This window comes from Macellibacteroides fermentans (assembly GCF_013409575.1).
GTDB classification, from domain to species: domain Bacteria; phylum Bacteroidota; class Bacteroidia; order Bacteroidales; family Tannerellaceae; genus Macellibacteroides; species Macellibacteroides fermentans.
Genome location: NZ_JACCCY010000005.1, coordinates 79418 through 92337, shown reverse-complemented (window position 1 = coordinate 92337; position 12920 = coordinate 79418). Strand labels below are relative to the sequence as shown.

The 12920-nt window shown below is 38.2% G+C and carries 9 protein-coding genes; 3 read left to right on the top strand and 6 right to left on the bottom strand.

What is annotated here, in order from left to right:
* Position 1 precedes the first annotated feature (1 nt).
* The 6 genes from F5613_RS14725 to F5613_RS14700 form a co-directional block, all read right to left on the bottom strand.
* Positions 2 to 1270 carry a DUF438 domain-containing protein gene (locus F5613_RS14725; RefSeq protein WP_179400330.1) on the bottom strand — a complete coding sequence of 423 codons (1269 nt, stop codon included), beginning with the start codon at positions 1268 to 1270 and terminating at the stop codon, positions 2 to 4.
* Positions 1271 to 1469: 199 nt separating this feature from the next.
* Entirely contained in the window at positions 1470 to 1874 is a 405-nt protein-coding gene (locus F5613_RS14720; RefSeq protein WP_079684486.1) for a hypothetical protein, read from the bottom strand.
* Positions 1875 to 1900: 26 nt separating this feature from the next.
* Positions 1901 to 2275: a hypothetical protein gene (locus F5613_RS14715; protein ID WP_068179539.1), complete on the bottom strand. Its 375-nt coding sequence runs from the start codon at positions 2273 to 2275 to the stop codon at positions 1901 to 1903.
* A gap of 114 nt (positions 2276 to 2389) precedes the next feature.
* The gene (locus tag F5613_RS14710; RefSeq protein WP_179400329.1) at positions 2390 to 2758 is read right to left on the bottom strand and encodes a hypothetical protein; all 369 of its coding nucleotides are present in this window, start codon (positions 2756 to 2758) and stop codon (positions 2390 to 2392) included.
* A 225-nt stretch (positions 2759 to 2983) separates the two neighbouring features.
* Positions 2984 to 4783, bottom strand: a complete 1800-nt coding sequence (locus F5613_RS14705) for a tetratricopeptide repeat protein (protein WP_179400328.1) — start codon at positions 4781 to 4783, stop codon at positions 2984 to 2986.
* A 236-nt stretch (positions 4784 to 5019) separates the two neighbouring features.
* Positions 5020 to 6186 carry an IS4 family transposase gene (locus F5613_RS14700; RefSeq protein ID WP_179398356.1) on the bottom strand — a complete coding sequence of 389 codons (1167 nt, stop codon included), beginning with the start codon at positions 6184 to 6186 and terminating at the stop codon, positions 5020 to 5022.
* Positions 6187 to 6657: 471 nt separating this feature from the next.
* Between F5613_RS14700 and F5613_RS14695 the strand changes: the two genes are divergently transcribed.
* From F5613_RS14695 to F5613_RS14685, 3 genes are all read left to right on the top strand, one after another.
* On the top strand, positions 6658 to 6993 hold the full coding sequence (locus F5613_RS14695) for a YegP family protein (RefSeq protein WP_079683612.1): 336 nt from the start codon (positions 6658 to 6660) through the stop codon (positions 6991 to 6993).
* A gap of 456 nt (positions 6994 to 7449) precedes the next feature.
* Complete coding sequence (locus F5613_RS14690; protein WP_179400327.1) at positions 7450 to 10689, top strand: SusC/RagA family TonB-linked outer membrane protein; 3240 nt, start codon at positions 7450 to 7452, stop codon at positions 10687 to 10689.
* A gap of 15 nt (positions 10690 to 10704) precedes the next feature.
* Entirely contained in the window at positions 10705 to 12711 is a 2007-nt protein-coding gene (locus F5613_RS14685; RefSeq protein WP_179400326.1) for a RagB/SusD family nutrient uptake outer membrane protein, read from the top strand.
* Positions 12712 to 12920: the final 209 nt, after the last annotated feature.

Sequence of the window (12920 nt, the reverse complement as noted above, 5' to 3'; positions counted from 1 at the left end):
ATTATCTCTTTTCGTAGGATAACAGCCGCTGATCACCCTCCAGTGCTCTTAACTGTGTAATATCCTGAGTAACTTCTATAACGCCTAGGTACTCATTATCTTTACCTCTTAATGCAGTATATTCAATATATACAAAACGGCCTTTAAAGGATGAAATCCAAAATGCAGCTTTGTTTTCTTTGCCAGATTTAAAATCGCTAATAATCTGCTCGACAATATGTACGCTTCCGGGAGGGTGACATAAACGCACATCCCTGCCAAGAATTGCTCTGTTACGCTCGAATACCCGGTTCGGACTATGGGAGAAAAATTTAACTTTATCATCTTTGTCGACAAACGTAATATCGACAGGCAATGTTACAAACAATGCCTCCAGCTCTTTGAGGGAGTAACTTCCGGAGGACAGTCGTATCGCCTCTCCTTGTATATAATTTGCACTTTTAGACCCGGTTGAATCTTGTTCGCTTTTAAACGTGCTTTCAGCAAGTGTTGGTGTCCATTCGTCCTGCGGATCATATAAACAAAATCCGAATTCCAGTGTTTCTGTGTAAATCTGATACCAGTTCTCATCGGTAAGTTTATCCAGGCACATCGGCAACAGAATCTCCTCTTCCTTCATTATCATACCTTCAATGGCATCTATGGCAGGTCTTAGTACAAGGTCGGCAACCGTTTGAACCTCCGATAAAGTAATGGAATCGGCGGTTTGCAACACTTCGTGAGCCGACTTTAACAATAACCTTGTTTCGTCGTGTTTACCCCACATAACGGTGGGAGGACCAGTTATACCGTATTTTTCCAGAAACGGGAATAGTAAATATTCTTTTCGTTTATAATGCTTGTCGACATCCGACAGACTGTTGAACAGGCCCTTTATCTTTAAAAAGTTTGTAGGAATATCTTCCGTTTTCCACTGAGACAAATCAGACAGAATAGCATGAAGCTTCTCTGTACACTTTCTCAATTCTATATTTTCTTTTTTGAACGTATCTACAGGATGTCCCGGAGGGTATGATTTTGCAGCAGAAACATCAATACTGCCATCCAATACCGCCGTATGTATATCGCAAAAACGAAGCACCTCTTCTTCTGGAAGTCCTTCCATAATAAGTTCCTGCTCTACTTCAACCACTTCATTATAGGGAATAGATCGTAACAAGTCTACCAGTCTGTTTCTTACCTCACCTGGAGCTTCCCCCTGATGCAATTGTAGAATCATATGCTTAAGCAACTCTTTTCTTTTTTCGGAATTATTTATCAGCTCACTCATAATAAAAGGTTTTATTGATTTATTTAACAAAAGTAGGTGATAGTATATAGGCAAATAGTCTCCTATGTTACAACCGTGTAAATATAAAACACGCCAATATGTGGAATGTTGATAATAACAAGCTAAACAATCATTTAAACAACAAAAAGCACCAGTACCCCGGGGTATCTGGTGCTTTTGAAGAAGCTAACATAAAATATTAGTATGATGCAAATAAAACGGTGCAACCTCTAACGGCAAAAAAAGCTGCCGATAATGATGTAACAAGATAAACAATACAGAAAAAATTACTCATCCACCTTGCGGTTTGGGGCATCTTCTCAATTTCTTTCAATATAGAACGATAACGTTCGTGTCTGCCATAATATAATGTATTAAAAATAAGAATGGCTCCTGTCAGAAACATTCCGCCTAAGTTTACATATATATTAATTTCGTCTAAAGAATCAAACGCCATTAAAATACATAGGCAAATAGTAAATATATTTAATACCTGATAGAACGATATTCCAACAATGGAAGGAAATACCGGAATTCTTAGATTCTGGGCAACAGAACCACTCAGGCTGTATAGTTTGCAAAACAAATAATTGAAGAATTTCATATTAGTTTCTTTTAGTCATTTTTTATTTACGACCACGCACGGGTCTCTATGGCGTTTTTCTTAGCGATTATATGAATCGTGCTTCCAGCAGGAAGCAAGTGAATTTCGTAGGAAATCAGGTCGGAAATGATTCTTTGTCCCAACACCGGATTCCAAACATCAAAAAAATCTTTATCTTTTTCCTGAATACATCCTTTAACAACGTAATTAACCACATCTCCAGCAACAATACCAAAGTTCATCTTCATATCCACTTTATATACATCATTAAAATGTACACTGTAAACAACTCCATCAACCGTTAGTTTCATCAAAAAAGAATCAACTACACCTGCGGCGCGTCTGTCGATATAAAACTCATTTATAATTGCCTTATGTTTTAATACATCATTAATATCCATACCTTGTTTGTTTTAGTATAGTAAGATCGTTTTTAAGTAAACTGCCTCCGGAAAGGATTTCCGGAGGACAGCTCTCCAGTGAACACTATTTAGTAACGGGTTAGTGCCTTTTTTTTATAAGTCTGCTAAAGTGAATACTGTGTACAACATTCCTTCGCTGTTTTCAATCATCAATAAATACATATCTGATGAATTTAATGTGGCAGGAAGAACAAATGAACCATTGGATACCTGTGGATACCCGTTATATAAAGTTTGTCCATCCATTGTTGAGATTGTAAATACCGAACCAACCAATGACTGATCGTACGATACTTTCATTATTCCATTTGCATAGCTAACAGTCAACATCACCGGCTGGTCATCACCAGCTCTTAAATTTTGATAATTAGCTCTCGTCATTGCCAAAATGTTATTTTCAGCAAAAGCTGAAACCGACAGCATCATTGCCATAAACAGTAATAAGAATTTCACTTGTTTCATTTTACATCTAAATTTTATACGTTAATATTTTATGTTCAGACGAACCCACCGCAGATTCATCCAATACAAAATTAGTCTGGACAGAGACTGAAACCTAATAAAATAGCAAAAAGAGTGTCTACAAGGCAAAAATATAAAGCCATGATATTCAGCAGAATACATGGCTAAAAAAAACAAAAGTGTCTACAAGGGGTAAAAAGACTCAAAAAAGAGCTCTTTTTTTGGCTACAGATTACATAAAAATTCTTCTAAAGTAGTTTGCGCATTGGTCAACCCGGCCTTAGCACGGATACGCATTTTACGCTGACGGATGGAAGATGGGTTAATAGATAAGACCACAGAAAGTTCCTTCGTTTCTAACCCGACAAGCAGTAAACAGCAAAAACGGATATCCTCGAAGGTCAGCTCGGGAACAGCCTGCTGAAGAGAAGTAGTAAATGATTTATAAACGGCATTCACCTCATTCAACAAGGAGGTCCAGTCAGCTTCCGAGAGCAATGACTTTCCGTCGTCCGTCCCCACCGTTACCTTCTGGGCACATTTGATAATCTTTTTGGAAATCGCCGTATTTTGAAGCACTTTGAGTTTTAGCGAGTTCACATCGTTCTTTAACGCCTCCACCTCTTTTTCCTGCAAACGGAGCTCTTCTTCCTGTTTTTCTATCTCATGCTCACGAAGTTCCAGGGCTGAGTTTTGTTTTTCAAGCAGGGTGTGATGCTCCTGCATCACCTTTCTTCTGTTAAGCAACTCGTATTCCTTCTTACTTAATTCGGTTTCCATCTGCCGTAACTCAAGCTGCTGCTTTACCAGGAACATATCCTTTTGATGCAGCACCTGCTCCTGTAGTCGTATTTTCTTATCTTTACGACGCATAATCAGCTGGAAAACAACAATAAGCAAAAGAGTGATAGCAATAATGAGAACCAGAGACAAGAAATAACGCTGACTTTTCAACCTTAACAAGTTATTTTCGTTACGAATCTTTTCAGTAGTATATTTCTTTTCTATTTCCAACAAATCAGTTTTTGCTTGGACACTTCGGATAGAATCGACATATGCCATTGATTCCTCGTAGTATTCCAAAGCTTTTCCCCAATTTTTGTCTTCTTTTTCTACAAGATACTGCTGGTAAATTAATCCAGCCTTCGCTTCTGGATTGCTCTCTGATTGTGAAATATTCTGTAATAATTCTCTGGATTTGTCAATTTTCCCCTGAAGCCCATATATATTACTTAGCGTTATATAATTTGGAATATTATCCCCTTTTGAATACTCCATCGATTTCAATAGATACTTTTCTGCTAAATCATACTTTTCCTGAACCCTATAAAAAAGAGCAATTCGATTATTAACCATTGAAGACACAACTGAATCTTTTAGCTCCAAAGCTAAAGAATCCGAAAGAGTGTAATAATTCAATACTATATTATCATTTTCTTTTAGAAAGAAACTCATAAAGCCTGTATTGGTCATAGCAATCACACGACTTCGTAAGTTATTTGCTTTTTCAAAATAAGTTGCTGCTTCCTGGTATTTCTCTTTTGCTTGGTTATATTTTTCTTCAAACTTATATTGGTCTGCCAAGTAAGTATTAATATATCCTGCTAGGTTGTAATCTTGTGAACGGTCTGCTAAATCAAGGGCAACCAGATAAATATTCATGGCTTTATCTCGTTGTTGACTCGCATTGTAAGCGTGTCCTAAAAACATCCCGATTCGGGCTTGTTCATTTATCCGCCCCTTGTTTTTAAAATAATTAAATGCACGAAGCATATAATCCGTAGAAAGAGGTTCTTTAAATAATATATCTCGTACATTAGCATTTGCTAAACACCAGGCTGCAAATGTTTCGTCCGATAAAACATCCAACTCTTCCACCGACTCAAGTAATGTAAATGCGCTGTCCGGATTACTCTGAAGCAGAGCATCCGATTTTGATAGAATATCCTTAACGTCTTTGTCCGAACCACAAGATATCCAAAGGAATATAGAGATACAAATAAGGAAATATCGTGTAAATTTCATATAAGCAGACTTAATCAGCAATTAACGTCCAATAACAAGAAACGCTCTTGAAAGTTCAAAAATAGTATTTATTTTTTTATTAACCGACAAATATTATCTTTATTTTAGAATTAAGAATGAAAAAAGCGTTTATATGTATAGAATTTAGTGATAAGTGGTAGAAACACTATTGTTGGGTAATTATTTCACATTAGTAAATAATAAAAACTCACTAGTGTCCCATTAAAAATAGGACGTTATTTATAATTAAATAAATTTGGCCCATTTGGTCCAAATCGTTCTTTGTCATTTTGAAATTTAGTTTTATCAAAGAGGTCTCGAAGAAGAGTTTTATCAGTCAATGAAATGCTTAATATTTGAAGAACTTCGTATGTACTTCTATCCAGTTGCATATCGTGTTGAACGATTGCCACCAGGCAGTATGTACATATGGCTGAATAGATTTGAACCCGGACAGCGTTTTCGGTAGTACCCCAAAACTTCTTGATTTTGAGGTGCTGCTTCAGCCATTTGAAGAACAACTCTACTTGCCAGCGGTTCTTGTAAAGTTCAGCCACCTGAAGAGCAGAAATGTGCATCGCATTGGTTAGAAATACAAACTCTCGTTTTTGTTCTTCATCCCAGTATCTTACAAGCCGGAACTGCTCGGGATAGTATTGCTTGGGATAAAAACCAATCAATTCGATTGTCACATCTGAAAGTACATTCTTGGGGAGTCTGCGTTTCCATTTGATGGATTTGTATTGCAGGTTTTTCTTTGCCCTGACAACGAAGAATGCGTCAATCTGATGAACCTTATACAACATCTTAAAATTGTTATAAGCCCGGTCAAAGATGTAGTAAGAACCAGATTCATAAGGGATTTCTTTCATTGTCTTTGAATCGTGTACTGCCGCTTCAGTGATATGAATGAATGCAGGTATCTGTGTTTCCACATCGTATAGTGTATGTACTTTGATACCACCTTTTTTCTTGCGGAATTTTGCCCACCAGAATACGGCCAGGCACAAATCAATGGTTGTCGAATCGAAGGCATAGATGTTCCCTCCAAGTTTAAAGATTTCCGTGGCTCGCTTTTGTCTTGCTTCGTTTATCAGGTAGTAGGCATACTCTTCAAAGATGTGATAGTCTCTATCTTGATTGGCTCTTGACAGAGATGATCTTGATACATTCCTTCCTATTCCTAAATGATAACATTTAGAGTGATGGGCATCAAGAGCGATAATCAAATCTCTCAAACTTTCACGATTGGAGAGTTGCCCGAACATCAAAGAAAGTAGTTGATTCCAGCAAGTGAAATGCTTGATGTAACGATTCCCTTGGAACTTGTTGACAATACGTCGGAATTTATCTTCATTCAGAAATGAGATCAACTGGGCAAACACATATTTCTCTTTATTCATTGCAGCCTTTATTATGGGCTGCAAAGTTATCAATTGAAATCGTCGCGCTCGAAAAACCTCTATAACTAACTAAATTTCAAATATTTCAAAGAACTATTTTAGATTTTAATGGGACAGCAATGATAAAAACTATATAAGAAAACTTCCCTCTTATAAGAGTTACATCTGTCTTTATATAAGGGATGTAATCTTTTACTAACGGAGATCTATGCAGTATGCAGCTGTCAAACGTAAAATATCCAATTGTCAAACGCAAGTTCTCCATATGTTGAACTAACAGTATCCAGCTGCCTACTGAATAGAAGCTCGTTATGTATGGAATAATAGATAGGATTATGAATTGTTTTTCATCGTATATGACAAAGTAGTCTTATAAGGTAAGATTTTAATATTGATCCTTAAACCTACATCTACTTCTAATTGTTTAATAATCAAGAAGAAATACTAATCACACCTAAAAAAAATACAATTATGGGGAAATTTATTATTTCAAAACGAACAAACGATGAGTTTCAATTTAACCTGAAAGCATCAAATGGCGAGATCATCCTTTCAAGTGAAGGCTATAAAACAAAAGTATCATGTAAAAACGGGATTGAATCAGTTCAAAAAAATTCGCCCGAAATCAAGATGTACGAAATTAAAGAGGCAAAGAATGGTAAATTCCACTTTAATTTGAAAGCATCCAACGGACAAGTAATCGGAACAAGTCAGCTTTATGCCTCCGAAGCGTCGTGTAAAAACGGAATTGAATCTGTAATGAAAAATGCTCCCACAGCAACTATTGTAGACGAAACGGAACAATAGACAACCATTACACACCAACACACAGATTAGCTTCCTACAATTTTAAGACGTTTATTTGTAAAGAAAGGCCTCCCAATCGGAGGCCTTTCTTTATCCTATTTTGTATATAAAATACATTTTTTATATACTAGAGATGCATTTGTTAAAAATAACAAATAGAATAGTTCTAGTTATTTATCAAATAATCCATGTATCATCAACGTGCTTATTTCAATGTTTTTAGACAATTCTGTAAAACAATTAGACGAAATCAAATCTTAAATCTGGCTTTTAAACCTTCCTTTGCAATGTATAAAATAGAGTCAACACACGAAGTGTTATGAAATATATTAAATTAATCCATGTGCAACACAATTATTATTTAAACAAGAGAAATAAATCACCCCACCTTCAATCAATAAATAAGAAACATTTTTATTAATAATTAAAATCAATATTTGTTAGTAAACTAATTTTATGAATTTAAAATCAAACACAAAAAAGAAAGTCTATGCCTTCAAATTAGGAAATTGGCCATTAGGTCTGGCGTTCCTGGCATTACTTTCGTCGACCTCTGTTTTCGCAGAAAACGGGTCAGAATTAAAAGCCGGTGTTACTGTTACGCAACAAAATTCGCGTACGGTTTCCGGTATCGTTAAAGACGCCACCGGAGAAACCATTATTGGAGCCAACGTTTCGGTAAAAGGTACTACAACCGGTACAATAACCGACATTGATGGTAAATTTTCACTGAATGTACCCGCAGGAAGTACATTAAAGATTTCCTATATTGGCTATCAGGATTTCGAAACGGTTATTACTACACAATCAACACTGGATGTTGTTCTGAAGGTAGATTCAAAAACACTTGACGAAGTAGTAGTTGTAGGTTTCGGCTCACAGAAGAAAGTGAACGTAACCGGTGCTGTTAGCATGGTTGGATCTGAAGTGATCGAATCGCGTCCGGTTCAGAACGTATCTCAGGCTTTGCAAGGGGTTGTTCCCGGTTTGAACTTTTCTGTAAACACATCAGGTGGTGCCCTGGACAATAGTTTAAATGTAAACATCCGTGGAGCAGGTACTATCGGAGACGGATCTAATTCATCTCCATTGGTATTGATTGATGGAGTAGAAGGAAACATGAATGCCATCAACCCGCAGGATATCGAAAGTATTTCTGTTCTTAAGGATGCGGCTTCGGCTTCTATCTACGGAGCCAGAGGTGCTTTCGGGGTAATTTTGATTACTACTAAATCTGGTAAATCAGGAAGAACCAATGTAAACTATTCTGGCAACGTGCGTTTTACAGATGCGTTGGCGGTTCCTGATATGTTGGATTCATACAAATTTGCCCAGTATTTCAACGAAGCAGCCAAGAACTCGGGTCAGGGTGCCGTATTCAGCGAAACACAGATGCAGCGTATTTTAGCTTACCAAAAGGGTGAAATAACTGATGGTGCTACGATAAACACAACAAACAATCGCTGGAACAACTATACCGGAGCTAATGCTGATACAGACTGGTTTAATGAAATGTATAAGGATTGGGTTCCATCCCATGAGCACAATCTAAGTGTTAGCGGTGGTAATGAAAAAGTAACTTATCTTGTTAGTGGTAACTTTTTGGATCAGAATGGTCTAATTGCACACGGAAAAGACAAGTTTAATCGCTACACGTTGAATGGTAAGATTAATGCTACTCTTTCAGATCACGTAAAACTAAATTATAGCTCTAAGTGGATTCGTGAAGATTACAAACGTCCGTCATATATGACAGGTCTATTTTTCCACAACATTGCCCGTCGCTGGCCGACAAACCCCGTATACGATCCAAACGGATATTATATGGAAGGTAATGAAGTAATTCAGATGGAAGATGGTGGTATACAGAAGAACCAGAAGGACTATTCTTACCAACAGTTGCAATTGGTAATTGAACCTATCAAAGATTGGAAGATCTATGCAGAGGGAAATATCAATTCAATTACCAACTTTCAACATTGGGAAGTACTTCCTGTATATGCACACGACGTAAATGGCGATCAATATGCATTTTCATGGGACGGACGTGCTGTAGGTTCAACTACTGTAAACGAGTATGGTTATAAGGAAAACTTCATGACAACCAATATTTACTCTGACTATTTCAAGCAATTCGACAATGGCCACTACTTCAAAGTAATGGCTGGTTTCAATGCTGAAGTAATGAAAACCAGAAGCCTGAGTGCGCAGGGTGATGGTTTAATTACGCCAAATGTTCCCACTGTAAATACTACAACTATCAATCCTACTATAGGTGGAGGTTATGCACATTGGTCAACTGCGGGATTCTTCGGTCGTTTAAACTATAACTACAAAGAGCGTTATTTGGTTGAAGCCAATGTGCGCTACGATGGAACATCTCGTTTCGTAGGTGACGAGCGTTGGGGTGTATTCCCATCCTTCTCATTGGGTTGGAACATTGCTCGTGAAGATTTCTTTGCAGATTATACAGATAAGGTCAGCACTTTGAAATTAAGAGGCTCATGGGGTCAGCTTGGAAATATGAATACTAAGCTTTGGTATCCTTTCTATCAAACCATGAGCGTTGGAACAAACAATGGTTTGTGGCTGATTGACGGTGAAAAGACAAATACAGCCTATGCTCCAGGTATTGTTAGCTCATTGATGACATGGGAAACAATCGAATCGTGGAACATAGGTTTGGACTGGGGTGCATTTAACAACCGTCTGACTGGTACATTCGACTACTTTAAGCGTTCTACAAAAGACATGGTAGGTCCTGCTCCCGAATTATCTTCGGTATTAGGTACAGGAGTTCCTAAAATCAACAATTCAGATATGGAATCGTATGGTTTCGAACTTGAATTATCCTGGAGAGACCGCATCGGAGATTTTTCTTACGGAATGAAAGCCGTGGTATCTGACGCTCAACAGAAAGTAACCCGTTATCCAAACAAAAGCTACAGCTTAGGTACTTGGTACAACGGAAGAATGAATGGCGACATCTGGGGTTATACAACGCTTGGTATTGCAAAATCACAGGAAGAGATGGATGCACACTTGGCTAAGGTAAATCAGAGCCGTCTGGGTAATCAGTGGGGAGCTGGCGATGTTATGTATGCCGACCTGAATGGTGATGGCGAAATCAGCAACGGAGCTAATACGTTAGAAGACCATGGTGATATGAAGATTATCGGTAACAATACGCCTCGTTACAACTATGGTATCACATTGGATGCTGCCTACAAAGGGTTCGACTTCAGCGTATTCTTCCAGGGTATCGGTAAAAGAGACTACTGGGTAAGTGGCGCTTACTTCTGGGGAGCAACTGGTGGTATGTGGCAATCGGCAGGATTTACAGAACATTGGGACTTCTTCCGTGGAGAAGACAATACATTGGGTGCTAACCTGAATGCCTTTTATCCTCGACCATTGTTTAATTCACAAAAAAACATGCAAACTCAGTCGCGCTACTTGCAAGATGCATCCTACCTGCGTTTGAAGAATATTCAGTTGGGTTATACCCTTCCAAAAAGCATAACGAGCAAGGCAGGTATGCAATCTGTTCGTGTATATGTTTCGGGCGATAATCTTGCTACATTCAGCAGTATGTCCAAAATCTTTGATCCTGAAACTATTGGCAGCGATTGGGGTGATGGTAAATTATACCCGTTAAGCAAAACGATTTCTGTTGGTTTGAATGTTAATTTCTAATTTATTTACGATCTTATGAAACTTAAAATAAGCAAAAACATAGCACTATCATGTATTGCAATGGGTGGTTTGTTATTGAGCTCCTGTAACGATTTCCTTGACAGAGAGCCATTAGACCAGGTAACACCTACACAATACTTTAATGCAGAGGCAGATCTGGCCGCCTATACTGTATCCTATTATAGCTTTCCGGTTCACAGCGGATGGGGAGTAGGTACACTTAACCTGGACAACGGAACAGACAACCAGGCAACAAGCAATGCCAACTATAACATGTATGTTAAAGGAAACTGGAAAGTTCCTGAAAATGCAGGAGGAAACTGGAACTTTAGCCGGATCCGCGCCTTCAACTATTTCTTTGAACAGGTATTGCCAAAATACGAAGTAAAATCAATTCAAGGTTCTGAGAAGAATATCAAACATTATATTGGCGAGATGTATTTCCTTCGTGCATTGGAATACTTTAACAAGCTAAAAATGTTTGGCGACTTCCCAATTGTTACATCTACATTGGTTGATCAGCACAATGTATTGATGGAAGCAAGCAAACGTCGTCCTCGTAACGAAGTTGCCCGTTTCATTATCGAAGACCTTGATAAAGCAATCGATCTGATGCAGGAAAGCTTTAAGAATAAAAACAGATTGACCAAAAATGCAGCTTTATTGCTTAAGAGCCGGGTTGCCTTATATGAAGCAAGCTTCCTTACATACCACAGAGGTACTCCTCGTGTTCCGGGAGAAGCCGGATGGCCAGGTGCAAACATGGATTACAACAAAGGATTTTCAATCAATCTGGATGCAGAAATTGATTACTTCCTGACAGAAGCCATGGAATCATCAAAACTGGTAGCAGATCAGATTGATCTTACACCAAATTCTGGAAACTTAAATCCTGCAGGTACTGCCTTCTCAAACTGGAATCCATATTTCGAGATGTTTGCTGCAGAGGATATGTCTAAATTCGACGAAGTTATTTTCTGGAAGTCTTACAATGCAGATTATACCACTCACGGTGTTAGTGTATATATCCGTAACGGTGGTAACTATGGCTTAACTAAAGGTTTTGTTGATGGCTTTGTGATGAAAAACGGCTTACCAATCTATGCGACTGGTTCTGGATATGCAGGAGATGAAAGCATTATGAAGACAAAAGCAGAGCGCGACGATCGTTTACAGTTGTTCCTTGCCGGCGAAGAAGATCGTTTGGCTACATCAAATGATACTACTTTCTTCGGCGCACCCAACATTATCGGTCTTGAAGAAGTTCGTGATGTAACTGGTTACCGCATGCGTAAATGTTTCTCTTATGATCCGGCTCAAGCTCCGGGTTCTGAGTTGATGTGTACTTATGGATCTATTGTTTATCGTGGTGTTGAAGCTTACTTAAACTATTTGGAAGCTTCTTATATGAAAAACAAATCTATAGATGCAACCGCAGCCAACTATTGGAGAGCAATTCGTGAAAGAGCAGGTGTTGACACCGACTTCAACAAAACAATCAATGCAACCAATTTAGCATTGGAAAATGACTGGGGAAAATACTCTGGCGAAAAGTTAGTTGATGCTACCCTGTTCAACATTCGTCGTGAACGTAGAAACGAATTCATGGGCGAAGGAATGCGAATGGATGACCTGAAGCGTTGGAGAGCTATGGATATGGTGAAAAACTATGTAGTTGAAGGGTTCAACCTTTGGGATGAAGCATACAAAGCTAAGAATTATTACGAAGAGGTAAAAGTTAACGGTGTACCAACCGGCGAAATCAAAAATCTTCTAATTTCTGACGGTAGTGCAAAAGCCAATGTAAGCAATAAGAGTCTGAGCAAGTATCTTCGCCCTTACCAAAAGGTACAGGCTAACAATGAGGTTTTCAACGGCTACAACTGGAGCAAAGCAAACTATTTGTATCCTATCGGTGTAAGAGAGCTTCAATTGGCTTCTCCAAATCAGGATGATGCTTCTCAATCAACTATTTATCAAAACCCATACTGGCCTGTTACTTCTGGTCCGGCTGCTGAATAAATACTGATTACAGATAGCTGATTAAGATTAGCTGAATAATAAAAAAAGGACTTAGTTACTATCCATATGGATAGCTGACTAAGTCCTTTCCTTTTCAACCCTATTCCAGCTATTCATTTATGGTATAATATAGATACCTATATTCCAGCCTACTGCTTAAACCAATTCCTCCCCTATTACAGTCAATACAAGGAACGCGCAGGACTTAG